This window comes from Marinomonas sp. KMM3893, from assembly GCF_004352855.1.
Lineage (GTDB): Bacteria > Pseudomonadota > Gammaproteobacteria > Pseudomonadales > Marinomonadaceae > Marinomonas > Marinomonas arenicola.
The window spans coordinates 257820-283694 of sequence record NZ_SJSC01000005.1; the positions used below are offsets into that span (position 1 = coordinate 257820).

Sequence of the window (25875 nt, forward strand, 5' to 3'; positions counted from 1 at the left end):
TGATCTACGACAGAAACCCACCCTTTTCATTAGGAGCAACAAGAATGCCGATTATCCAGACTGATGACCAAGAGATAAAATCCATGACAGGCCTGCACATTTATCATGCTGGTATCTCCAATTGCTCAATGCGCGTAAGAATCATGGCCGAAGAAAAAAACATCCCTTGGAAGAGTCATAAGGTCAACCTAAGCAAAAAAGAAAATCTAGAAGACTGGTACTTGAAAATCAACCCAAAAGGCTTAGTACCTGCGATTGTTTATAATGGTGAGATAGTCACAGAATCCAACGATATTTTATTGTATCTAGAAGAGAAGTTTCCTGAACCAGCGCTCATTCCAACTGACAGCCAAGCACTCGCAGCAGACGTAAAGTACTGGGTGAATTTCGCCTCTGAAATACACGTTAATACCATTAAAACTTTTGTTTACGGCACCCTAGGAGGCGGAACAAAAGCAGAAAGTGATATGGAGCGCTATCGTCAAATTCAACCAGATAAAACGCTATTAGCGTTCCACGAACAGTCTTTAAAAGGGTTTCCTGAAGGACGAGTAAAAGAAGCCGCGGAACAAATACACGAGGTGTTTTCAGAAATTGATAGCAAACTGGCACAACATGCTTGGATTGTTGGAGAACAACTCTCTCTTGCCGATATTGCTTGGATTCCCCAATACGTACTATTAAGCGGTTTGGGCTTTCCTGTGGATCAATACAGTCACGTCAAACGCTGGGCAAAAGCATTTGAAAAACGAGACTCTTACAAAAACGGCATTAAAAAGTGGATGCCACCAGTACCCTTGTCTTTCCTGCGCCTGATTTTGAAAATCAAAAGGATGTTTTCTAACTAACTAACTATCATGCACTCAACAAGGCCTATCCTTTAGCGGCAGGCCTTTTGAATAATCGCTGCGAGTTTCTGAATCCCTGGCTCAATACGATCAGTGGAAATAGAGGAAAAACCTAAGCGGAAATAATGCTTGGGGCTATTCTCTTGAGAGAAATGCACATTGCCAGGCTCAATTAGAATACTCTCTTTCTGGGCCAATTTTTGCAGTACCAGCGCATCAAGCTCTTTAGGACCCTTTACCCAGTAACAAGAGCCGCCAAAGGTGGGCACTTCGTAACTTCCTGGTAGGTATTTGTTTAGTGCGCGGTTCATGGCATTCCAGCGGGCTTGGTAATTTCGAGAGATGTTCATCATCAGCGCATCATAATAACCCCGTTCTAAAAAGAACGCGGTCGCGCGCTGATTATTACTTGCTGGGTGGCGGATCATCAAGCGCCGTAACGCTCTGGCTTCTTGGATCAAGCGCTCTGACGCCACCACATACCCCAGTCGTAAACCCGGCGCTAAGGTTTTCGACAAACTGCCAATGTAAATCACTCGATCACTGGTGTCTAAGCTCTTTAACGCAGGGCTGGGTTTGCCATTGAAGTTGGTTTCACTTTCATAATCGTCTTCAATGATTAAAAAATCCTCGCTGTTTGCGCGATTCAACAATTCATAACGTCGTTCAATGGGCATGGTGACGGCCGTAGGACATTGATGGCTGGGCGTGGTGTAAATGAGATCACAACCTTTAAGCTGATCGTCTACGATCAGACCTTCAGCGTCGATCGCCAGCGACTTAATCTGACATTTATGCAAACTGGCAATATTGCGCACATCTACATAACCCGGCTCTTCAAGGCCCAATACAGAATGTTGGTCCAATAACAGTTGCACCAACATAAACAGAGACTGCTGTGAACCGACCGTAATGAGTATTTGCTCTGGGGATGCCCATACGCCTCTTCTTGGTAATAAACGCGTGCGGATTTGTTCAATCAGACGTGGGTCATCATTGTCTAAATTATCAGAGGCCCAATCGTTTAATGCCGTGTCGCTGGCGGCATCTCGGCAGCATTCTCGCCAGTTAACACTCGGGAAGATCTTTTCGTCAAATTGCCCATAAATAAATGGGTATTCATAAGATTGCCAATCGGCCACTTTGACAATATTCGTCTGGCCAGTGGGCTGAACTTTAAAGCGACGCTCCCAGTCTGGGCGTTTATATTCTTCCTCGGTGGGTCTTAGCGACGCGCTCACTTGGCCGCCTAAAATATCAGGGTTAACAAAATAGCCACGCCTTTCTCGGGCGACAATATAGCCATCGTCCAATAAATGCTCATAGGCCAACACCACTGTATTGCGTCCAATGTTCAATTGTTCAGCGAGCTTGCGGCTGGATGGCAGTGGAATGTCCAATGGGATACTGCCTTTCATAATGGCGAGCGCAATTTGTTCGCGTAATTGCTTTTGTAAACTGCTGTCTTTGCTTTGAGAAAGGTGGAAAAGTTGCATCATAGAAAAACACCTTAAAATGAAGCGTGACTGGACATTTTCTAACGAGAAAAGCGTCGTCTCGACACACAAATACCCACTGTAGACGTGAACACTGGCGCGATAAGACTTAGAAGGTCAAAGCTCAGCACGCCATGCTGAGCTTTGACACTAAGACAAAGCCTCGAAATGCGACATAACACCGCGCCTCTTTTAGGGCTTATTCTCACATTCAACACAAAGCATTACATTTTGCTGGTCACGTCTGCAATAGCGTCATCTAATGCCGCAACCAATTGGTCCATGTCTTCTTTAGTCGAGATCAAAGCAGGCGCCAAACAAATGGTATTATTAAACGCTTTGAAAGAACGATTAGTACGCCCAATAATGACACCATTAGCCATACAATGACCCGCAATGGCCATGACGGTTTCTTCTTCTACGGGTTCTTTCGTCGCACGATTTTTCACCAATTCGATGCCCACTAATAACCCTTTGCCGCGCACTTCTCCAATGAGTGGGTGTTTTGACATCAAATCGCTTAAACGACCACGCAAGTATTCACCTTGGTGTGTGGCGTTTTCCAATAGTTTCTCGTTTTCAATGATTTCCATGTTAACCAGCGCCGCCGCTGGGCCTGCTGTACAGCCACCAAAGGTCGAAATGTCACGGAAGTAACCCATGCGTGGGTCTTCGTCTTCCTTAAACATTTCAAACACCGCCTCTGTTGTAACCGTACAAGAAATCGCGGCATAACCCGATGCGACACCTTTAGCCATGGTCACAATATCAGGCTTCACACCATAATGCTGATAACCAAACCAAGTCCCTGTACGACCCAAACCACACACAACTTCATCAATATGCAGCAAGATATCGTACTGTTTGCAAATCTCTTGGACACGAGGCCAATAACCCGCAGGCGCCTCAATCACACCACCGCCTGCGGTGATGGGTTCAAGACACAAGGCGCCAATGGTGTCTGCGCCTTCCGCCAAGATCACTTTCTCGATTTGGTTCGCGGCCCAAACACCATAGTTACTTTTATCTGCATCATCTTGCGCTCGATATTCGCAGCAATGAGGTACTTCGACGAAATCAGGTACAAATGGACCGTATTGATTACGGCGCTCGTATTGGCCTGATGCACTTAATGTCGCAATGGTTGTACCGTGGTAATCGCGGTCACGATATAGAATCTTGGTTTTTTTGCCGCCGTATTTCTTATGAGCAATTTGACGCACGATTTTAAAGGCTTTTTCATTGGCTTCTGAACCTGAGTTTGAGAAATATACTCGATTCATACCTGGCATTTTATCAATCAGCTTTTTGGAGAACTTCGCCGCAGGAACGTTACCCGCGGTTTGTGCAAAGTAGTTCATTTCGACTAATTGGTCGCGCACTGCGTCCGCAATCTCAGTACGGCCATAGCCTACGTTTACCGTCCAAACCGCGCCAGAAACCGCGTCTAGGTATTCATTTCCTTTTGAATCCCACACTCTCATGCCCTCACCCTTTACGATCACCATTGGGCCTGTTTTTTCAAATGGCTTATGCTGAGCAAGATGATGCCAAACATGATCACGATCGTTGTTTACCACATCCAAAGAGTCAAAATCATTTACATCGTACGTCATAGTAACCACTCCAATTCTTGCTGAATTTACCAACTTAACGAGGTTCTTTTGTTTTCTTCTCTCGAAAACAAAGATCAACCAAGCCACCTATTTATTTCCGATAGAGTAAAATTACGCTTCTCCTAGAGAAACTGTTAGAACCAGAAGCAACGCAATGATAAGACCAGATCAACAGCATCTAGAACTCATCAAGAAATCAAATTAAAACTATAAAAATCAGATAGATAGAAATATAAAAAAAGCGACTCTAGGCCGCTTTTCACACACAACTAAATGAAATAGGTTAAATAACCAATGTTTTGGTATGACTCATTTCACGTATCGCGTATTTAATTCCTTCACGTCCTACGCCACTTTCTTTTACGCCGCCAAAAGGAAAGTGCTCGGTGCGAAAACCTGGGCCATCATTGGTCGCTAACGTCCCCACATCCAGCTCTTCAAACAGATAACGAATTACGGATAAGTTGTTACTGAAAATACCTGCCTGCAAGCCATAAGCGGTGTTATTGATAATCGGAATAATCTCTTCCACATCATCAAATTTGTACAATGGCATCACAGGGCCAAAGGTTTCTTCGATCATCACTTCGCTGTCCGCGCTGACATTTTCAAGAATCGTTGGGTACACAAATGCCCCCTCGTATTGATTACCTAATGCCACCGTCGCCCCATCATTAATCGCACCTTCAATGCGTTTACGAATTTCGTCTGCGGCCGCCTGATGAATCACAGGCCCAACAAAAGTATCGTCTTTCATAGGATCGCCAATGACCAAGGCCGCGCTCTTTTCAACCAAAATATCTCTAAATTTGTCGTACACAGCAGCGTGAATGAAAAGACGCTTCGCCGCCGTACAGCGTTGTCCTGCCGTCGCAAAACGATGGTTGATTGCCGATTTGGCCGCGGCTTCTAGATCCGCATCCTCCATAATAATAAGAGGGTCATTACCACCCAGTTCAAGCAACAGCTTTTTATAACCCGCCGCCGCTGAAATAGCGTTCGCCGCCGCCGTACCACCGGTAAAGTTAATCGCGTTAATCGCAGGGTGTGCATTCAAACGGTCTAAGTCAGACAATGGCGGCATACAGAACTGCAGCACATTTTGTGGAATGCCCGCTTCATAACATAAGTCGACTAACAACTGAGAAGACGCGGTATTTTGTGGGCCTGGTTTGAATAGGATCGAGTTGCCTGCCGCATACGCAGGGCCAATTTTGTGCATCGCTATGTTGATTGGAAAGTTAAACGGCGTGATGCAAAATATAGTGCCAAGCGGACGCCAACACACCACACCAATTTTTCCGCCTGCCGCCGCATAGGCATCAGAATCTAAGGCTTCACCGCTGATTTGGCGCGCTTCTTCTGCACTGGCGATGGTGGCATTCACCGCACGGACCATTTCCACACGAGAATCTGAAATCGTTTTTCCGGTTTCTAACGTGATGAGCTTAGCCATCTTTTCAGCATTGTCTTTTAATAAAGACGCCAACGTCATTAATATATTGGCACGCTCAAAAGCCGCCGTCTTACGCTGCGTTTTCTGACCTTGTTTTAATAGCGCCAGCTTTTCTTCGATTTGCGCCCAAGATGAGTATTCATACTCACCCAATAGTTCATTGTTATACGGATTAACTAAAGAATACGTTTGGCTCATAGCGGAACTCCCATCTGAATCAATTGATAAATAATACGGCCTGCTGCGATGAACAAAGCCAGCTTCATTAGTGCAAAGAAAAACTTGGTATTGATATAACGCAGCACAATCACACCCAGCTTGGCACCGACCACCGCCGCTATGCTCAACACCAGAATGAGGTATGCGTTATCCAGAAACGAAAAACCTAAGAATAAAAACGCAGGGATTTTGGTTAAGTGAGCAAACATTTGCATCAACGACTTATTGGCAACCACTTCCTCTTTGGTTAAATCGTCGCGAATAAAAAACACCGCTAACAAGGGGTCAATAGCCCCAACCACAATCCCCATAGCCCCTGTTGCAATGCCCACCCAGAAGAAATTTTTCTCTTGGATTTTCACTTGTGGCATGTGTTTTGGCTTAAACAAGGTGTATAAAATCAAACAAACGAGCAGCAGCAATGGAAAAAACTCACCAACGTACTGAACGATAAACAATGTGGTTATCAAGGCGCCTAAGACTGCCCCGATACCAAACAAGGAACACATTCTCCAGCGAATACTGGTACGCAAAAACCAACTGCGTGCTGCATTGTTAAACACCTGAACCACACCATGAATCGCAATCAGAGGTTTTACTGGCATAAAGACGCTCATGGCGGAAAACATCAATACACCACCTGCCATGCCAGTAATTGACGTGATCGCCGAGGCAAAAACAATCGCCAGAGACAGCCATATAAGACTTTCATTCGACAAAGAGACTACATCCATCTTTAACCCTTAATAGCACCCAGTTGTGTTTAGTGTTCACAGTCTATTGAGAAGAAAAAACACTTCATAGGTCCAGTTTGAGAATAACGTCAGACCGCATTGGCTTCTTACATTTGGCGTTGGCCACAAGATGTCAGGGAAGAATTTGGTGTAGTAATAGAAAAGAGGTTTCTTTGAAAGGATTAGAATGATAAGCCATGAGAGGATCTACATGGCTTATCATTCCATTAAGCATGGCTGTTTTTAAGTCTTTATTATAAACACTATAACGCGCTTATCGATAAACCATGCTCTAGCGGATTGTTCTATTCGCTGCTATTTTACTTGCCCGTCTAGGGTGTTGATCACGCCATAATGCTCTGGTCGACGGTCACGGAATAAGCCCCATGCTTTACGTTGTTTACGCACATGATCAAGGTCAAAGGTATGCAGTAAAATGGACTCACTGTTACGATCCGCTTGCGCAACAAGCTCCCCACTTTCATCACAGATAAAGGAGGAACCAAAGAAAGTCAGTGATAAATCACGGTATTGCGCGGTTTCTGTCCCGATACGATTCGAAGCAATCACAGGCGTTTGATTTGCTGCGGCATGCCCTCGCATTACATTCGTCCAATGCGGTTGTGTGTCCATCTCCGGCTGGCTCGGCTCTGAGCCAATGGCGGTTGGGAAGAACAATAAATCAGCGCCCATCAAGGCCATTGATCGCGCGGTTTCTGGAAACCATTGATCCCAACAAATACCCACACCGATACGACCAAAGCGAGTGTCCCACACCTTAAACCCAGTATCTCCAGGGCTAAAGTAATATTTTTCTAAGTAACCGTCACTGTCTGGAATGTGCGTTTTACGATACACACCTAATAGCTCACCGCCTGCATCAATCATCGCCAACGAATTAAAACGCGCGACGCCGGCTTTTTCAAACCAACTAAATGGCAACACAACATTCAACTCAGCAGCCAACGCCTTAAATCGTTGAAAGGCCGCGTTTTCTTCTAGTGTGGTTGCAAGATCATGATAAGACTCATGGATTTCAATACAGAAATAAGGCGCTTCAAAAAGCTCTTGAATTAGAATAATTTGCGCACCACCGGCGGCAGCTTCTCTAATCAGTTTTTCAGCACGATCTACATTTTCTTGTTGGTTCCATGTGCAATGCATTTGCGTTGCCGCTACCGTTACCTTCGACATAGTCAACTTCTCCAATCTGCAACCCTAGGTGGGGTAATAATAAAGTGTTTTGTCTAAGCGAATACCTTCCGCTTATCCTGCACTACATCTTAAAGAGCCACAAAAGAAACGATATACCACCTCGGGGATATGGTGTTAATGACAACATCTCAGTTAGTTTAGCTCTATAGCAAATTACACCGAGCAATACTGCAAAACGTTTTAGGAAAGGATAAGCTGAAAAAATATCGAAGAAGCAATATTTTGCTCAACGACGATTTATCCTTATAAACCAGAAAATAACTTTTGAAGTACAAAAGGCCCTCGGCCTAGCAAATGTGTAAAGCACGATTAATAAAATGAAAGAGCAGAAACCTGCTCTTATGTATGTCACATTATTAGCGTATCGACACGGTTGTCTACGCGTATTAGGAGAGGCTATTTATGTCACCCCCTACTCATGCAAATTCGTACTATGCTGCGTCTGCCAATGATAAGGTTATCCGCCCACAACTTACAGGTGAGCATCGTTGTGATGTCTGTGTTGTTGGCGCTGGTTTTACCGGTATTTCAACGGCGTTAAGCCTTGCTGAAAAAGGTAAAAAAGTCATCGTTTTAGAAGGGACTCGTATCGGCTTTGGTGCATCCGGCCGTAATGGCGGTCAGATAGTAAATAGCTTTAATCGCGATATTGATTACATCACCAGCAATTATGGCGACGTGATCGGTAAGAAAATGGCGAAAATGGCGTTTGCTGGTTCCGAATTAATCCGCAACCGTATTGAAAAATACAACATCGACTGCGACCTTAAACACGGCAATGTGTTCGCCGCTTGTAACAACAAACAATTTGAAGAACTAAAAGCCAAAAAAGAACTTTGGGAAGCCCATGGTCACAACGAACTTGAGCTGTTAACCGCGTCTTCTATCCAAGATCACATCGGTAGCGAACGCTACGTGGGCGGGTTACTTGACCGCAAAGGCGGCCATATCCAACCATTAAACTTGGTGCTAGGGCAGGCAAAAGCGTTTGAAAGCCTCGGTGGTGAAATCTTCGAAGATTCTGAAGTGGTTCGCCTTGAGCAAGGCAAACCTGGCAAGGTCGTCACCAAACAAGGGACTGTGATTGCCGACACGATTGTGGTTGCTGGTAACGCTTACATCTTTGGCCTTCTACCAGATATTGAGAAGAAAGCCATGCCATGTGGTACTCAAGTTATTACCACTGAGCCATTATCAGAAGCGGTACAAAAGCAGCTACTGCCAACCGATCGTTGTGTGGAAGACTGTAACTATTTGCTTGATTACTATCGTTTATCCGGCGATGGACGCCTTATTTACGGCGGTGGCACAACCTATGGCGCTCGTGAACCGGGCAAAATTGAATCCATTATTACACCAAAAATGTTGAAAACATTCCCTTCTTTAAAAGGGGTAAAAGTGGATTACGCTTGGACAGGTAACTTCTTGCTAACCATGATGCGCATGCCACAAGTCGGTAAGATTGGCGACAATCTGTATTACGCACAAGGCTATTCAGGCCATGGGGTGACTAACTCACACCTGATGGGGGAAATTCTGTCTGATGCCATTGATGGTGAAACCGAACGCTTTGATGTGTTCGCCAGTATGCCGCAATACCAATTCCCTGGTGGACGCATGCTTCGTGTACCTTACACGGCCATTGGCGCAACCTACTACAACATGCGAGATAAGTTAGGGATTTAACCCTACTAACCGCGTTAGTCATGTCTCCATTAAGCCCTTCAGAGCAATGCCCTGAAGGGCTTAATTTTATCTAACATGGCCATGCTATTTATCATGGCGCTCATTGCAAAAATGACATCTAACGACATTAAAAATGTTAGCCAAGTACCGATATAAAAAAATAATAAACCGAATATTTGATCAACTTTCTTCGCCCCCTTTTCAACCCGTTATTACGCAAAAAAGCTTGTCATTTTAATACTTCCCGCTTCAGAAAACCGATCTGAAATAATTTTAAATATTCTTTTATTGCATATAAATCAATAATTTAAATACAAAATAAAGAAAATCACCAAAAACCAGAGCGAGATATCACACCGATTCTTGACTCGTCAAAATACCTTTTTTAAAAGCCATCTCGATTTTCGCGTATACCCACTCGGAGATAGTTACTCTCATTGTTAGCTCGGGTTAAGGTAAATGCCATAAGAGAACGTTGAACAAACAAAAGAAACATAGATTTCACATTTATTCTTTCTAGCCTTTGATCAAACTACCCTCACGCCAACACTAACCTCATGAGAGAAATTTGTATGTCGGATATGTATGAAGGAAACCACGAATTCGATCTGTTCATCACAGACCTAAATGGAAACTTGCGTGGTAAGCGCATCCCTGCAAGCGGTTTAAAAAGCGTTATGACTCAAGGGGTCAAATTACCACAGTCCGTCATTGGTTTTGACCATTGGGGTGATGACGTTTTAGAAAACGGACTGGTGTTTGAAACAGGCGACAGCGATGGCATTTGTAAAGCCGTCCACCCTGAACCTATTCCTGTGCCATGGGCAGAATCTGAACGAGATCAAATTTTGGCCATGATGTACAACGCAGACGGCTCTCCTTTCTACCCAGACCCGCGACAATTACTGACGCGCATTGTCGAGCGCTTCAAAGCACTGGGTTACACGCCTGTTGTTGCGACCGAATTAGAATTTTACCTATTGGATGGCGAATCAGAAGCCAAACGTGTTCCTTCTCCTCCGGTTATCACCGAGGGCAATGGGGTTCGCCTAAACAAGACCGACTGTTATTCCATTGAAGAAATGGACGGTTTAGAAAGCTTCTTCACAGAAGTACGTAGAGCCTGCGAAATACAAGGCGTGCCAGCCGATACGATTATTTCAGAATTAGGCCCCGGTCAGTTCGAAATCAACATGAAGCACACAGACGATGCCGTCCAAGCGGCTGATCATGCCATTATGTTTAAGCGTCTAGTGAAGGGCGTGGCTCGTCAGTATGATTTTGGCACCAGCTTCATGGCTAAGCCTTATGCAGACAAAAGCGGCAATGGTCTTCATGTTCACTTTAGTTTACTGGATGAGCAAGGCAATAACGTCTTCAACAACGGCACAGAAGAAGGCTCACCTCTGCTGCAACACGCAGTAGCAGGGTTATTAAACAACATGGCCGAATCCATGCTGGTGTTTGCGCCGCATCTAAATTCGTATCGCCGTTTTCAAAATGGTGCCCATGCGCCAACGTTCGCAAGCTGGGGCTATGAAAACCGCACCGTTGCGGTACGCATCCCAGAAAGCGAAAACATCGCACGACGTATTGAGCACCGAGTATCAGGCGCTGACGCGAACCCATACCTTGTGTTGGCCGCTGTTTTAGGCGCTGCCCTTAATGGCATCGAAGGCAAGATGACACCTCCAAAACCAATTGAAGGCGACGCTTACACCACATCTAACGAGTTAGATTTACTACCGAACCGTTGGGATCTGGCGACAACCAGCTTCCAGAAAAGCGATTTTATGCGCGATTATTTAGGTGAAGAGTTTGTGCGTGTTTACGGAGCCGCAAAAGAACAAGAGCAAGAAAAGATGCACAGCCGTATCTCCAATGTAGAATACGAAGCGTATTTATAATAGATTAGCAAACGCCCCTTATCAGGCTTTCTACATCAAGTCTGATAAAGGGAACTGCAAGAGGCTATTATCGAGCGGCGGGGCAAAATACAGAGTGAATTGCCTGCATAAATATACACAGCTAGCCCCCGCACTTTAACTAGGTCAATAGACTCTATTTCTACCCCATTTTTGAGGATTTAACCAAATGAAAATCGGTATTCTTGCGGCGGGCATTACACCCGATGTACTTCAAGCTAATTATCCAACCTATGCTGAAATGTTCGCGCAACAACTGACGGACATCGAGTCAAGATTAGAATTTGAAATATACGATGTGCGCTTGGATGAATTCCCACAAAGCACCACCTCTTGCGATGGCTGGTTAATTACCGGCTCCAAATGTAACTCTTACGATGACGACCCTTGGATCTTGCGCCTATGTGAATTTATCCGTGAGGTAGACAACAACCAACAAGTACTCGTGGGCATTTGTTTTGGCCATCAAATCATAGCTCGTGCACTCGGCGGCACTGTCACCAAATCGACTGCGGGCTGGGGTGTTGGGGTTCATCACTATCAGGTAACAAGTGAAATTCCTACTCTACCTGGCGCCACTGACATTGCCTTTTGCGCATTTCATCAAGATCAGGTGATAGACAAACCAGCAAAGCTAGATGTTTTCCTGACATCGGATTTCTGTGAATTTGCAGGATTCATTTATAAAGATCGTATTCTTACCTTCCAAGGACACCCAGAGTTCTCCAAAGAGTATGAAAGTGAACTGGTCGAGCTATACGATGGCGTAACATTAACGCCAGACGTAGCGAACAAAGCACGTCACACGATAAAAGAAGAAAGCATTCAGAATAAACAACTTATGTCTTGGATTGCGCAATTCCTTAAGCCATAAGAAAGCACCATCCTTTATTCGTTAATAAAGGATGGTTCATCACAGACACCGCCAGCCTCACCTCTCCCCAATCAATCAAATGCATTCCACGCTATACACCTCTTAGCTAATTAGCGATACAACCGCTATGGAGCGCATCTGACACCTTTCTTTGATGACAAACTCTCCCTCTTTATCTTTATCGACATTTCATAACAACCAAACACACTTCAGTTGCACACTGACCGATGCCGACCGCCAGACAGTGGCTTGTCATTACTCACTCTTATTAGGCCGGGATGAGGCACTGAATTGGCGTGCCGCATCACATAGCCTAGCGTTTTTATTCTGGTGGCGTTACTTAGTGACGTTACTGTGCTCCCACACACTCTATTCCAGTCGATTGCGTACCGTGAGCGCTATTGTGTTATCGAACAATCTGATTGGCTGAATGATTCATGAAAGAGAACAAGATCAATGAGTTAGTGGAGAGTATGAGAGGGATGATTTAGCACTAAGAAGTCGTTCGTAGAGGACAGTATGATCAAGATTACTTGGTCATTGTATCGACCGAATGTTAACGCCGACAATGACTCTCTTGATAATAACGGATACTTGAAATTAGTAAGGGCTGTTCTGGGTAGGTTTGGATCTATGAGCTGTATGGTTAGGGGCAGTGCAGATTCACTGCCCCCAACGCCTATGCTTTTAATACTTACATCGTATAACCCAGTACCATAAAGACCCCGAAGCTTACTACAGCTCCGATGGCCGTATAAGGTAGCTGAGTAAGTGCGTGAGACATCGGCGAGCACCCTGCACCTTGAGCGGCCAACACGGTGGAATCACTGAAGAAACAGGCATGACTACCAAATGAAGACGCGGATAAAAGTGCACCAATCACAAGCGCCATATTAGCATCAACACCCAGTGCAATAGGAACAACGATTGGAATCGCAATAATGAAAGAACCCCAGCTAGACGCAGTACCAAACACAACAGCCGCCATGACTAAGAACACCATCGCAGGCATTAACTCTGCGGTCATCAAGGGTGAAACCACTTCTACAAGGTACTGTGTCATTCCTAATTGGTCATTGATGGATTTCAACATAAATCCAGCAATAACAGTAGACAGCGGATAAAGCATGACTTTGAAACCTTCAAAGATCCCTTTAAACTGCTCTTCTAATGTTAAAAGCCCTTGCACATAATACAAAGCAACTGTGATCGCCAGCGTCACAATCACGCCTCTTAACAAATCCACATCATAATACACAGTAGAAGCAACCAAGATCACCATAGGCAGTAGAAAGTTCATCATGCCAACAAAACTACTGGTTTGCTTTCGGTTGATGGAAGGAGCGGCTTCCATACTATCACCGTCGTAATCATCGGGTAATGGTTGTCCCGCCATCGCTCTGGCTTCTGCTTTCTTCATTGGTCCGAAATTGCCTACGACACCAAGCGCCACTAAGAACACCAATAAAAGCGCAACCCAACCATAAACCATGAAGGGAATAGCAGAAATGTAAACACTCAGGCCGCCACCGCCACCATCAGGCGCCAAATGGTTCTCTTCTAATAGTCCAGAGAAAAACACTGCCCAAGTCGACACAGGCACCAAAATACACATAGGTGCGGCGGTTGAGTCAATAATGTAAGCCAGTTTCTCACGCGACACATTATAATGATCGGTTACTTTTTTAACGGAAGAGGAAACCGCTAAACAATTAAGGTAATCATCAATAAAAACCACCAAACCAATAAAGAAAGTCGTTAGCAGTGATTGACGGCGAGAGCGAATTTTACCCTTGAGCCAATCGCTAAAACTCCCCAGACAACCGCTCCGCTCTAACAAGACAATCAAACCACCCATCAAGCCACAAACCAAAACAATCCAAATAATGGTTTCGTTGCCCATGACGGTCGACAAAATATCTGACAGTGGTGAAACGACACTGGTATTGTCAATCATGATCAAACCAGCAATCACGCCTGCGAGCAGTGACTCAAAAGGCGCTCGTGAAATCAATGCGATGGTTAAAACAAATAAGGTAGGGAAAAGTGCTTTCGCCCCCCAGCTCTCACCAGGGACATGGGTAGCTGAGAGATACCAGAAAAAACCAATGGTAGCTAACGTCACCATGACCGACAAAAACAACGACCGCTTCGGTCGAATCGTCGTCAACACCCGAATAACTTGTTCCATATCAAAGTTCCTAACGTTTAGTATTTTTTTATAAGAACTCGAAAATATCTCTAAACGAAGGGTCCTGGCTATATCCCCTAGGGGTTACACACGAAAAAAACACCCATGCGAGTAAAATGCCGACTGAAGCAAGCCATTAGCATCACCAAAAACAGCTCAGGCCTTGCTAGCATTGATGAAAATAGGCTGTTAAACGAACTTAACGAAGGTTTATGAATAGAACTTTATCGTCTTGAAAAAGGTGGCTACAGCCATTCGCATGGCATTTACCTGGGGAAAAGTATCACATAGACCAAATATTATTATATTGGTCAAAGATTCGCACCACGAGCGATTTTTGTGTGTTTTTTGAACAAATTGAAATTCACTTTGATACGAACCAAAATAATTTTTAGGCAGACACAACCAACAAAAATTCATTTAAAATCATTAACATAAAGAGTACATAGGAAGGTTTTTTTATAAAAAGAAGTGCAGAAATGGTTGCGGGAGCAGCTTTTCTTAACTAAACAGAAACCTACGACCGTTTTTTATGAAATGATTGCGGGAGCAGCTTTTCTTACTAAAGAGAAACCTACGACCGTTTTTTTGAAATGGTTACGTAGATGATTTGTTATGAATTAAATAATTTTTTGAAATGGTTGCGAGAGCAGCTTTTCTTACTAAAGAGAAACCTACGACCGTTTTTTATGAAATGATTGCGGGAGCAGCTTTTCTTACTAAAGAGAAACCTACGACCGTTTTTTGAAATGGTTGCGGGAGCAGCTTTTCTTACTAAAGAGAAACCTACGACCGTTTTTTTGAAAACGTTACGGGAGCAACTTTTCTTACTAAAGAGAAACCTACGACCGTTCTTTTGAAATGGTTGCGAGAGCAGCTTTTCTTACTAAAGAGAAACCTACGACCGTTCTTTTGAAATGGTTACGTAGATGATTTGTTATGAATTAAATAATTTTTTTAAATGGTTGCGGGAGCAGCTTTTCTTAACTAAAGAGAAACCTACGACCGTTTTTTGAAGTGGTTACGTAGATGATTTGTTATGAATTAAATAATTTTTTGAAATGGTTGCGGGAGCAGCTTTTCTTACTAAAGAGAAACCTACGACCGTTCTTTTGAAATGGTTGCGGGAGAAGCTTTTCTTAACTAAACAGAAACCTACGACCGTTTTTTATGAAATGATTGCGGGAGCAGCTTTTCTTACTAAAGAGAAACCTACGACCGTTCTTTTGAAATGGTTACGTAGATGATTTGTTATGAATTAAATAATTTTTTGAAATGGTTGCGAGAGCAGCTTTTCTTACTAAAGAGAAACCTACGACCGTTCTTTTGAAATGGTTGCGGGAGCAGCTTTTCTTACTAAAGATAAATCTACGACCGTTTTTTGAAATGGTTACAGGAGCAGCTTTTCTTAACTAAAGAGAAACCTACGACCGTTTTTTGAAATGGTTGCGGGAGCAGCTTTTCTTACTAAAGAGAAACCTACGACCGTTTTTTTGAAAACGTTACGGGAGCAACTTTTCTTACTAAAGAGAAACCTACGACCGTTCTTTTGAAATGGTTACGTAGATGATTTGTTATGAATTAAATAATTTTTTTAAATGGTTGCGGGAGCAGGATTCGAACCTACGACCTTCGGGTTATGAGCCCGACGAGCTACCAGACTGCTCCATCCCGCGACAAGTTAAACTATTGATATAGTTTACTTTTTAATGATATTTAACTGATATGTACTGTGAACCAATTCTGACGATTCAACGAATTGGTTGCAGGAGCCGCTTTTCTTACTAAAGAGAAACCTACGACCGTTTTTGAAATGGTTGCGGGAGCCGGATTCGAACCAACGACCTTCGGGTTATGAGCCCGACGAGCTACCAGACTGCTCCATCCCGCGACAGATTAACCTATTGATTTATATAGGTTATTTAGCGCTATTACGATAAAATTCTATGCGTCATTTTAACGACTACCTAAATAATCGCTGTAGTAGCTTTTCTTACTAAAAAGAAACCTACAACTATGACTTAAAGTGGTTGCGGGAGCCGGATTCGAACCAACGACCTTCGGGTTATGAGCCCGACGAGCTACCAGACTGCTCCATCCCGCGCCAAACTAAACTATTGATATAGAATAGATTTTATCTTTTAACACTGAAATTGCTAGATGACCAAATCAAAAAACAATGTAGGAAACAGCTATTCTCAATGAGAACAAAATAACTTCCATCACTTAAAATGGTTGCGGGAGCCGGATTCGAACCAACGACCTTCGGGTTATGAGCCCGACGAGCTACCAGACTGCTCCATCCCGCGACAAATTATTTTCTGAATCGCTAACAATTTCTTTTTTCGTTGACTGGTTGCGGGAGCTGGATTCGAACCAACGACCTTCGGGTTATGAGCCCGACGAGCTACCAAACTGCTCCATCCCGCGTCAACGAGGTGCGTATTATAGGGAAGCTACTGTAGGAGTCAAGGGATTGATTGTATTTTGTTTTTTATAGATCGTTGGGAAGGCGTTAAGCCTAAAATATGACAAAAATAGTGTAAGCCTGAATGGTAGGATTGATAGGATCTCGCATGGTAAGAAAGCACTTTTCTGGCTTCATTACCCATCGTTCTCCAGTTTTTTAAACACTTTATTAATCGCCGCTCATTTGTGGACTCGACCAGCCAACCATTCACTCCATCATGCACACCTCTTCCTGAGTCACTCATACACAATGTAAATAAGCCATTGGCATTGGCTATGTCGATCAACAATTCGTAGTTTTCCATTTTCTCAGAAATCAGCAACAAGCCAGACTCTTTAGATGCAAACTCACAACGAAAATCTTCTTGCTCCGAAGATATTTTAAGCATTTCGAATTGAGACTCTTCTGACACTCTATGAAAATCAGGGACCATGGGGTCTTCATCAAAAACCAACACCCTATTTGCCACAATATTTGACGTGCTCATACCAAAATAAATAAAGTCGCTATCAAGCTCTTCATGATCCCAGCTTTTATAATCCATAAAACGTCTAACCCAAAAACCTATTCGACTCATTTTTGAGGATACGTCTTCTAGGTGATGAGGGAGCCGATTAAAAACTGTTTCACACTTAAGCGCTGGCTTTAACAGCCTAGCCAATACATTTGCCTCACTGCCAAAGCACATGAGAAGATGAGGTTTATAACGATGAACGTATTCAAGCAATGCTTTCATACTTGGTTTAATTCTGCCAGCTTGAGGTGCGTGCTCATGATCTATTTGCAGAAACATAGGCTCTATTTGATAGAGGCATAAGGTCTCATCCAGTTCATTCATGAAATGGATAAGTGAGCTGCTAGCCTCTCTTGAGTCCCAGAAAACCAAGATACGAAACATATAAATCAATCTCATTTAAACATCTCTTAAGCGTAAACAGCGAATGCCAATATTTCCACACGCTTGTACGTTGCATTTTGTAATTTAGTTACTATTGACTGTAGTCATATGTTGCTCACGCAGCCCTATTTTCCCACCACAGTTTTCGACTCGGAGCCAAATCATGTTTAGAAACAGTGAAGAACAGTTAAAAAAATCCACTATGCCGACAAAAGAGACGGCTTTAGTCGGCCGCTCAGAAGCGCTTTCTATTAGTGGCAAACATGCGGTTAACCATGCATCCTTTTTAAGTCCTATGAAAAGCAATGAAGCAGAAGTCATTTTGGCAATGGGTTGCTTTTGGGGCGCAGAAAGAAAGTTTTGGAATACGCCAGGGGTACTGGTGACTTCTGTAGGCTACATAGGAGGCTTCACAGAAAACCCTACTTACGAAGAGGTGTGTTCAGGGCAAACAGGACATACAGAGGCGGTGGCGGTTCGTTTCGATACAAAACAAACTACACTCGAAGCCATTCTTAAAGTATTTTGGGAAAATCACGATCCTACTCAAGGCATGAGACAGGGTAACGACATTGGCAGCCAATATCGTTCCGCCATTTTTCTAAAAACCCCAGAGGACTTAGCGATAGCGGAAGCGACTAAGGCGTCTTATCAAAAACAACTCTTAGCCTCCGGTCATGGCATGATCACCACTGAAATAGAGCCATTAAGCACCTACTATTTTGCCGAAGAATACCATCAACAGTATCTGCATAAGAACCCAAATGGTTACTGTGGATTAGGTGGTACAGGCATCAGTTGTCCTATTGGCCTCGGCGCTTAATAAAATCTAGCCACTACCATTTTCCCTTCTCACCTTCGAGACATAAAAAAACCGAATTAGAAATCTAATTCGGTTTTTTTCACTCAACTAATAATAATTAACCATCAACATTAATAGTGTATTCAGTATCATTATAAATAACGCTCACTGCATCACCACTGGTGACATTTGACTCATCACCAAATGTTGCAACCGTCTTAGAATCATTTTCATTATTATTAATTACCGCTGTAACAGACTCAGATGTTATTGATAAATTTTGATCTAGGTATGCTTGAATATCGTCCTCTCCATCAGGCACATTTAATAGATCAGAAACATCTAAAACATCTTCCTCAGCATTAAAGTCAGTTAATACATCTGTGGCACTCCACTCATAATTAAGAGCAAATATATCAGAACCCTCACCTCCTGTGAGAGTATCAACGCCGCCCCCACCTACAAGGTAGTCATTGCCTTCTCCACCATCAACCTTATCTACGCCGTCACCACTATCTAGATAATCATTACCTGAACCACCGATGAGCGTGTCGTTATCCCCTCCTCCATAAAGAACATCATCACCGGCACCACCATCTAAGTAGTCATTTTGGTAACCAGCATCTAAATAGTCATTACCTTCGCCACCATACAGATTATCATTCCCTGATTGACCTACGAGTAGATCATCTCCTGAATCTCCATATAAAGTATCGTTCTGAGAGCCACCATCTAAATAGTCATTACCTTCGCCACCATGTAAGGTGTCATCACTTGATTCACCTTGTAACCAATCATCTCCGGCATCGCCATATAGAGTGTCACTGTCGCTACCACCTAATACTTTATCATTACCCTTTCCACCATATAATGTGTCATCGCCCGATTGACCTTCAATGAGATCATTCCCATCTAGTCCATCAACAACATCATTCTTATTACCACTTCTTATAGTATCGTTACTCTCAGTACCTTTAATTGTATTAGGATCATTTAGATCTATACCGTTAGTTGCTTCAGTGTTCTCTCCACCACGAATATTTTTACCGTACTGGTTTACTTCATCAGTATGAGCTGCTTTTAGTTCTTCCTCAGAAGACCAAGACCCTGAAGTACTGGTTCCACTCGAAGCATCCGTGCCGGTATCAGACCCATCATCCCCTCCCACCACATCATCAGTCGTGTCTGTGATAATATCTGACACATCGGTTACAACAGCAGTCGTTGGGTAAGCATCACTGCCTAAAACTTGATACTCCCCTAATAATCCTCCTACTTCTTTTGCTAGAGACACACTCAACTGATAAGCGCCTCCTTGATCCCAGTAGACTATTTCAATAGGTAGCTCGCCACTTTCTGTCACTGTAAAGGTAAAGGTATCTGTGGCAACGGCTTGAATATGATCGACCGCCGCGACACTCTCTCCGTTGATTTTGATTTGATAACCATCATCTGCCGATACTTTAATACTGTATGCGCCAGCTGCTAATGACACACTGCCTGTTAATTTCACTACAGAATCTTCTGTACTTTTCTGATCGACATAAGTTAAAGAGGACGAATCGCTTCCTAACCAAGAATCCAAATTAGAACCGCTACCTAGATTATTATAAGCCTGTTCATAATCCACATTGGTAGAAATGAAAGTAGCATTGGCCGATTGATTCGCAATGATACTTTCCGCTTGTGCGATTGTGGTTAAATTACCGTCTGTCGAATCATCGTAGTTATAGAAGCTTCCACTCAGCCCAGACACTGTTGTTGTGGCTCCTGTATCAGCATCAGGGCCGCTCACCGTAATAGACAAGGTATTCTCAACCGAGTCACCATCACCATCTACTACGCTATAACTGTATTCAACAACCTGTGAACCGGTATCTCCCAAAGCGCTTACAAGAGCATCGCTTGGCGTGAAGCTATATGAGCCGTTTTCATTGACGACCAATGTGCCGTTATCATCACTCGTATTGCTAGCAACCACTGAGTCCAACCCATCCGCACCAGCGTCTGTATTAAGAGTACCGGTTAACACATATTCTTCCGCTGAACTTGAGTCTGTCAGTTCAACATGGGCAGCGACTGAATAACTTACCGTTGCTTCTTCTGGTGTAGTCACGGTATTCACTACTACGCCGTTCACTAAGAAACCATCAAGATAAACAGTGTAACTTGTACCGTTAACCTCAACAGTGGTACTTGATGAAGCAAGCGTTAAAGTGTCACCAGAAGCAATATCAACAGTGTTGCTAGTTTCATTTTCAGTAAATAAAGATGAAAGAGACACTGTTTTCTCTTCTCCATCAATCATCATGGTCACGTCTACATTGAAGTAAGCTGAGTCAAAGCTATCTGCAATCGTCTGAGATCCATAAGAACCGATAAGACCATCATTTTTGTGAGTAATATTTGCAACAACAACGCTATCATCGAAACTAATATTCGAAGAAAAGTCAACGACTTCAGTTGCATCAAGGGAGCTTTCACCTGCACCAAATACCTGAACATTATTTAGGTCACCTACACTATTGCCCCAAGAAACCTTTTCATCATATGTATCTAAATCAGTACTTTCAGCATTAGAAGTCCCAATGCGATTATGACCATCTGTAAACACAACATCAGAGAACCCTGATGCAATCTTAGAGATAGAAAAAGTACTAGCGCTCAGCAGCAGCTCTGCTTCAGTCGTAACCGAAGTAGGAGCGTCATCTTCAATGACGGCGGTTACCATGCTAGTCGTTGTTGACGTGCCATCATTAACCGCCACGCCAAATTGAATAGAAAGCGAATCATCTGCTGTCGTATTAGGCTGATCAACAGGTCCATTCAATGTGACCGTGTAAGAGCCTTCGCCACTGCTATTCACATCACCAAGCGTAACAGTAACAATATCGTCACCATTCGCAGAGCCGATCAAATCTCCACTGTCCGTTAGAGCCCAGACCAACGCAACACCACCAGAGGTATAAGTCTCTGTCGGCGCAGCCAATGATACGGATAGATCATCTCCGTCTGCATCACTGACGGTAAAGGTTCCTGTCGAACTAGTTATACCTGTTGTTGAGTCCTCTAAACCTTTTTCAGATACGGTCACAGACTCATCATTAAGGGTAATCACTGGCGCATCATCCACGCTATTAACCGTTAAGCTGACCGTTGCTGGATTTGAAACTAGGCCATTATTGTCTTCAACAGTATATTCGAAGCTGTCATTGCCATTGTAATGCTCATTTGGCGTATAGGTGACTTTGCCCGTTTCCGAATTAACAGACACTGTGCCATGCTCGGGTTGAGTAGTAATCACAACACTTGTTGGATCTATAGTACCGTCTACATCGGTATCGTTAGCAAGAACATCTATAGTGATTGAGGCATCTTCATCAGTCGCAATAGCACCTTCTGTTAAATCGCTATCAAGGAGGTCAGCAAACTTGCTTGTCAAACTGACTGTACCATCTTCAGATACATCACTAGGATCAAAGATCACACCAGTTGTCGTTTCACTTCCATCCGCTTGCAAAGTAGTTAAAGTAACTTCATCTGATACGGCTTGAGAGACTGTCATATTCTGAACAACATAAGTGCCAGTCCCACCCGTTGTCGTGAGAACAAAGTAATCTACCGCTTGATCCGTTATGAATGTATAAGTTTCCTCATAGTTACCATTCTGTCTATAACCACCGTCGGTACTTATCTCCTCACCATCTGATGTATAAGCCGTTATAGAAACTTTGGTTGAATTAGAGTGCCCTCCATCAAAATATCCGCCCAGTCCATCTAATGTGAAAGAGATTTTATTGATAGCAATATTGGATGAGTCAATATCAACTCTAAGGAATTCATCTCCACTTAATCCGCTGTGATTATCATTGCCGATACCATGTCCTTGATGACTTTTACCATTCACAGCCGTTAAATCACCACTAGAAACAGATGTTGTTACCGTTAACTCAGGCGTGCCATCTTCATTTGAATCAAATGACTTAACCGCTTTGCCATCTACAAGGTCGCCCCAATCACTCACCGATGCAGTACCGTCAAAACTACTTGTCGATGGGTTAGAATCAATTGAACCTACAGTAAACTCAATAGAATCATCGATATTGTCATCCGGAATAAAACGCACTTCAGAATCAGAACCGTAGGTAACACCCACAGTCATCTCAACCCAATTGCCGTCAGTATTTTGCACCTGCATTGTTCCGTACTCAGGTAATTCATCAAGACGAATCCCTGTATCGTAAGTCATAGTAGAGTCATCAGTCGCCACTGGCGCGTCGTTTGTGCCTGTCACGGTAATCGTCAAGGTCGTTTCAGTTGTTGCACCTTTATCATCCGTTACCGTCACTGGCACTTCGACTAGTTGTTTCTCTCCAGCTGCCAAACTATCGTAAGATGACGCATCAAAACTGTAAGATCCATCCGATTTCAACGTCAAGCCTGCAACATCGGATGTCGTGCTGAACGACAACGCTGCTCCATCCGCTAGATCCACATCGTTGGCACTGATGGTGCCTGTGATAGTGTGATTTTCCGTTACAGAGTCCACTTTCGCGGTAGCCGTCGGCACATCGTTTGTACCAGTAACCGTGATGGTTAAAGTAGTTGTGTCAGTCGCACCTTTATCATCAGTAACAGTGATAGGAATTTCTAGTTCAAGCTCTTCACCATCCTTAAGGCTGTCATAAGAAGAAGCATCAAACGCATAAGTACCATTTGAATTAAGCATCAAACCAGCCACGATGGCCGTCGTACTAAACGTCAAGTTTGCAGTACTAGGAAGATCTGCATCATTTGCTGTAATAGAACCTGTAATTCTTGAATCTTCATCGACGGAATCATTTTTGGCCTCTGCGACTGGGGCTTCATTAGCCGCCAATGCTGTCGCCGTGGCTTCTGAAGAAGTGTTACCCGCTGCATCCGTGATCGTCGCTTTGATCGTCGCTTCTGGTTCGAGTTCAACCGTCACTTCACCTGCGGCGATTTCGCCGGCAGACAAGCTATACGTTTCACCGTTGATGGTTAAGGTATCGGTTTCGGAATCGAAGTCGTCTGGCAAGCTCACTGTTGCTGTGACTGTGCCATTTTCTCCAAGTTCTTCCGCGTTATAAACGCCATCTTCATTCGTATCGCCTGCGATCGAAATAGCTGGAGAGCCGACAGAATTGTCTATTGTCACGTCTTGCATGATTTTGGTTTCGTTGCCCGCCACATCTACCGCTTTAACTGTCAGATCGTTCGAACCTTCGTCCAATGCCGCTGGAATCGTGATGCTGTAATTTCCATCCGTATCCGCCGTCACCGCATCGGTTGTCTGCTCTGTACCTGATGCATCTGTGTACGTGATCGTAACAGTCGCACCCGCTTCAGTCTGACCCGCTATTGTTGGTGTGGCGTTATTTGTAATCGAGTCATCATTCGAACCACTGTTAGTCGCGTCCGTGATGTCAGCAGTTAAGCTACTCACTGACGTATCAACAGTTACGTTTTGCGTTATCGTCGTTTCGTTGCCCGCCACATCTACCGCTTTAACTGTCAGATCGTTCGAACCTTCGTCCAATGCCGCTGGAATCGTGATGCTGTAATTTCCATCCGCATCCGCCGTCACCGCATCGGTTGTCTGCTCTGTACCTGATGCATCTGTGTACGTGATCGTAACAGTCGCACCCGCTTCCGTTTGACCCGCTATTGTTGGTGTGGCGTTATTAGTAATAGAGTCATCGTTCGAGCCACTGTTAGTCGCGTCCGTGATGTCCGACGTCAAGGTACTCACCGACGTATCTACTAGAGCACTGTCTGTGCCTACGCCACCTCCAGTAGAAAGCGATGCGCTCACTTCTAATGTTTCGCCTTCCGTAACAGCAATGTCAGATACAAAAACAGAACCATTAGCTATATCGTCCGAGTTAAGTGTAATCACCTGATCGGCTTCACCATTATTGCTAGTAACATTGATCGTATCGCCAACCTTCGCACCTATTGGTAAGTCGATAGAGACTGTCACACTGCCATCAGCCTCACCAGAATTTAACAATCCATCATTATTAGTATCGTTAGTAATCGCGACCGTTGGAGTGAAGAGCTCATCAATGGTGTATGTCATTCCATCAATTTTGACGTTTTCTACATCAATCAACAGAACCACGTCACCCGTATCACCACGAGTAATTTGTAGGTTTCCATTATCATCCACAACAAACGTCGCCTGACTCGCATCAAAGTTCTGGAAAATAACCGTATCAACACCAGCCCCACCATCAATAGTCAAACCATCATTGGTATCATCTCCAGTAATCGTAATTTGATCATTACCAGAACCAGACAATACATAATCGTCACCTACTTCTGTGGCTACTGCAGCCGACGTTCCATGCCAATAATGTGCCGTATTGGAATCCGCACTTACATTTCCAGCCGCATCTGTTTGAGTAGCCTTAAAGAACTCATTGTCATTGGCCTGAACATCAGTCAAGTTCGATACATCAGCAGTCCAATTACCATTCTCATCAACAACTATTGAAAGGCCTTCAACCTCGACATATTCACCCGTTTGAGTGTTGTTACCATTACTAGATGATCCAGAGATAACGTGTAAAGTGATCGACGTACCAGGCTCTCCAGTGCCATGTAAAGTCACGGTTGAGTAATCAGAATTGGCTGAGTCATCAGTGATGTTCGTGATAACAGGAGCATCGATTAATGTATCTACGGTTACGTCTTGCGTGGTCGTGCTTTCATTACCCGCCACATCGACCGCTTTAATGCTCAGGGTGTTTGGGCCCTCCGCCAACGCACTCTCAATCGCGATAGTGTAATTACCATCCGCATCCGCTGTCACCGCATCGGTCGTATACTCTGTGCCTGACGCATCCGTGTACGTGATCGTCACGCTTGCACCCGCTTCCGTCACGCCACTGATCGCTGGAGTAGTATCATTAGTGATCGTGTCGTCGTTCGATCCACTATTAGTTTCATCCGTAATGTCCGACGTCAAGTCGCCGATTTGTGTATCAACCACGATATCTTGAGTCGCTTCCTGGCTGTTGCCTGCAACGTCCGTCACCGTCGCTGTCACGCTGTAATCGCCGTCAGCAAGCTCAGTACCCGTCACATCCAACGTCCACGTGCCATCTTCTGCGATGGTCAACGCCGCGTCGTCTGCGGTGTAGTCTGTGTCATTGAAGCTCACGGTTAGGCTGTCGCCATCCGCCAACTCAACGCTACCTGTGATCGTCAAGGTGTTGTCGGTGGTGATGAAGTCACCCGCGGTGCCTGTGTCATCACTGATGCTGTCGATCGTCACCGCGGCGGTTGTGTCATCGCCGTCGCCGATTTGTGTATCAACCACGATATCTTGAGTCGCTTCCTGGCTGTTGCCTGCAACGTCCGTCACCGTCGCTGTCACGCTGTAATCGCCGTCAGCAAGCTCAGTACCCGTCACATCC

General features: G+C 44.1%; 14 protein-coding genes and 5 tRNA genes. 6 read left to right on the forward strand and 13 right to left on the reverse strand.

Going from position 1 to position 25875, the window contains the following annotated elements; translation table 11 throughout:
- The first annotated feature begins 44 nt into the window (after positions 1 to 44).
- Positions 45 to 848 carry a glutathione S-transferase family protein gene (locus tag E0D71_RS13620; RefSeq protein ID WP_133003862.1) on the forward strand — a complete coding sequence of 268 codons (804 nt, stop codon included), beginning with the start codon at positions 45 to 47 and terminating at the stop codon, positions 846 to 848.
- Positions 849 to 880: 32 nt separating this feature from the next.
- Here E0D71_RS13620 and E0D71_RS13625 read toward each other — a convergent pair whose 3' ends face one another.
- The 5 genes from E0D71_RS13625 to aguB all read right to left on the reverse strand — a co-directional run bounded on the left by E0D71_RS13625 (position 881) and on the right by aguB (position 7563).
- Positions 881 to 2347, reverse strand: a complete 1467-nt coding sequence (locus tag E0D71_RS13625; protein WP_133003863.1) for a PLP-dependent aminotransferase family protein — start codon at positions 2345 to 2347, stop codon at positions 881 to 883.
- A gap of 221 nt (positions 2348 to 2568) precedes the next feature.
- Positions 2569 to 3960, reverse strand: coding sequence for an aminotransferase class III-fold pyridoxal phosphate-dependent enzyme (locus E0D71_RS13630; protein ID WP_133003864.1), 1392 nt, complete (start codon positions 3958 to 3960; stop codon positions 2569 to 2571).
- A 283-nt stretch (positions 3961 to 4243) separates the two neighbouring features.
- Positions 4244 to 5614, reverse strand: a complete 1371-nt coding sequence (locus E0D71_RS13635) for an aldehyde dehydrogenase family protein (protein ID WP_133003865.1) — start codon at positions 5612 to 5614, stop codon at positions 4244 to 4246.
- The gene (locus tag E0D71_RS13640) at positions 5611 to 6369 is read right to left on the reverse strand and encodes a sulfite exporter TauE/SafE family protein (RefSeq protein WP_133003866.1); all 759 of its coding nucleotides are present in this window, start codon (positions 6367 to 6369) and stop codon (positions 5611 to 5613) included. Before E0D71_RS13640 ends, E0D71_RS13635 begins: the two co-directional genes overlap by 4 nt.
- Positions 6370 to 6684: 315 nt before the next feature.
- A complete protein-coding gene (gene aguB / locus E0D71_RS13645; RefSeq protein WP_133003867.1) occupies positions 6685 to 7563 on the reverse strand; it encodes an N-carbamoylputrescine amidase in 879 nt (292 codons plus the stop codon).
- 423 nt (positions 7564 to 7986) lie between these two features.
- Here aguB and E0D71_RS13650 point away from each other — a divergent pair, with 423 nt between their 5' ends.
- The 4 genes from E0D71_RS13650 to E0D71_RS13665 all read left to right on the forward strand — a co-directional run bounded on the left by E0D71_RS13650 (position 7987) and on the right by E0D71_RS13665 (position 12499).
- On the forward strand, positions 7987 to 9270 hold the full coding sequence (locus tag E0D71_RS13650; protein WP_133003868.1) for an FAD-binding oxidoreductase: 1284 nt from the start codon (positions 7987 to 7989) through the stop codon (positions 9268 to 9270).
- Between the two features lie 572 nt (positions 9271 to 9842).
- On the forward strand, positions 9843 to 11177 hold the full coding sequence (locus E0D71_RS13655) for a glutamine synthetase family protein (RefSeq protein WP_133003869.1): 1335 nt from the start codon (positions 9843 to 9845) through the stop codon (positions 11175 to 11177).
- A 187-nt stretch (positions 11178 to 11364) separates the two neighbouring features.
- Positions 11365 to 12069, forward strand: coding sequence for a glutamine amidotransferase (locus E0D71_RS13660; RefSeq protein ID WP_133003870.1), 705 nt, complete (start codon positions 11365 to 11367; stop codon positions 12067 to 12069).
- A gap of 154 nt (positions 12070 to 12223) precedes the next feature.
- Complete coding sequence (locus E0D71_RS13665; protein ID WP_133003871.1) at positions 12224 to 12499, forward strand: hypothetical protein; 276 nt, start codon at positions 12224 to 12226, stop codon at positions 12497 to 12499.
- Positions 12500 to 12763: 264 nt separating this feature from the next.
- Here the strand turns inward: E0D71_RS13665 and E0D71_RS13670 are convergent, their stop codons facing one another.
- From E0D71_RS13670 to E0D71_RS13700, 7 genes are all read right to left on the reverse strand, one after another.
- Positions 12764 to 14260 carry a Na+/H+ antiporter NhaC family protein gene (locus E0D71_RS13670; RefSeq protein WP_133003872.1) on the reverse strand — a complete coding sequence of 499 codons (1497 nt, stop codon included), beginning with the start codon at positions 14258 to 14260 and terminating at the stop codon, positions 12764 to 12766.
- A 1599-nt stretch (positions 14261 to 15859) separates the two neighbouring features.
- Positions 15860 to 15936 (reverse strand) — tRNA-Met (locus tag E0D71_RS13675).
- A gap of 138 nt (positions 15937 to 16074) precedes the next feature.
- Positions 16075 to 16151, reverse strand: a tRNA-Met gene (locus E0D71_RS13680).
- Positions 16152 to 16287: 136 nt separating this feature from the next.
- Positions 16288 to 16364, reverse strand: a tRNA-Met gene (locus E0D71_RS13685).
- Positions 16365 to 16492: 128 nt separating this feature from the next.
- Positions 16493 to 16569, reverse strand: a tRNA-Met gene (locus tag E0D71_RS13690).
- 44 nt (positions 16570 to 16613) lie between these two features.
- A tRNA-Met gene (locus tag E0D71_RS13695) sits at positions 16614 to 16690 on the reverse strand.
- A gap of 38 nt (positions 16691 to 16728) precedes the next feature.
- Entirely contained in the window at positions 16729 to 17466 is a 738-nt protein-coding gene (locus tag E0D71_RS13700; protein WP_133003873.1) for a hypothetical protein, read from the reverse strand.
- A 325-nt stretch (positions 17467 to 17791) separates the two neighbouring features.
- Here E0D71_RS13700 and msrA point away from each other — a divergent pair, with 325 nt between their 5' ends.
- Positions 17792 to 18451, forward strand: a complete 660-nt coding sequence (gene msrA / locus E0D71_RS13705; RefSeq protein ID WP_133003874.1) for a peptide-methionine (S)-S-oxide reductase MsrA — start codon at positions 17792 to 17794, stop codon at positions 18449 to 18451.
- A gap of 97 nt (positions 18452 to 18548) precedes the next feature.
- Here msrA and E0D71_RS13710 read toward each other — a convergent pair whose 3' ends face one another.
- Positions 18549 to 25835 carry an Ig-like domain-containing protein gene (locus tag E0D71_RS13710; protein ID WP_207923409.1) on the reverse strand — a complete coding sequence of 2429 codons (7287 nt, stop codon included), beginning with the start codon at positions 25833 to 25835 and terminating at the stop codon, positions 18549 to 18551.
- Positions 25836 to 25875 lie beyond the last annotated feature (40 nt).

Coding starts and splice junctions, on each gene's coding strand:
- E0D71_RS13620 (WP_133003862.1), top strand. CDS start 45: ATGCCGATTATCCAGACTGATGACCAAGAGATAAAATCCATGACAGGC.
- E0D71_RS13625 (WP_133003863.1), bottom strand. CDS start 2,347: ATGATGCAACTTTTCCACCTTTCTCAAAGCAAAGACAGCAGTTTACAA.
- E0D71_RS13630 (WP_133003864.1), bottom strand. CDS start 3,960: ATGACGTACGATGTAAATGATTTTGACTCTTTGGATGTGGTAAACAAC.
- E0D71_RS13635 (WP_133003865.1), bottom strand. CDS start 5,614: ATGAGCCAAACGTATTCTTTAGTTAATCCGTATAACAATGAACTATTG.
- E0D71_RS13640 (WP_133003866.1), bottom strand. CDS start 6,369: ATGGATGTAGTCTCTTTGTCGAATGAAAGTCTTATATGGCTGTCTCTG.
- aguB (WP_133003867.1), bottom strand. CDS start 7,563: ATGTCGAAGGTAACGGTAGCGGCAACGCAAATGCATTGCACATGGAAC.
- E0D71_RS13650 (WP_133003868.1), top strand. CDS start 7,987: ATGTCACCCCCTACTCATGCAAATTCGTACTATGCTGCGTCTGCCAAT.
- E0D71_RS13655 (WP_133003869.1), top strand. CDS start 9,843: ATGTCGGATATGTATGAAGGAAACCACGAATTCGATCTGTTCATCACA.
- E0D71_RS13660 (WP_133003870.1), top strand. CDS start 11,365: ATGAAAATCGGTATTCTTGCGGCGGGCATTACACCCGATGTACTTCAA.
- E0D71_RS13665 (WP_133003871.1), top strand. CDS start 12,224: ATGACAAACTCTCCCTCTTTATCTTTATCGACATTTCATAACAACCAA.
- E0D71_RS13670 (WP_133003872.1), bottom strand. CDS start 14,260: ATGGAACAAGTTATTCGGGTGTTGACGACGATTCGACCGAAGCGGTCG.
- E0D71_RS13700 (WP_133003873.1), bottom strand. CDS start 17,466: ATGAAAGCATTGCTTGAATACGTTCATCGTTATAAACCTCATCTTCTC.
- msrA (WP_133003874.1), top strand. CDS start 17,792: ATGTTTAGAAACAGTGAAGAACAGTTAAAAAAATCCACTATGCCGACA.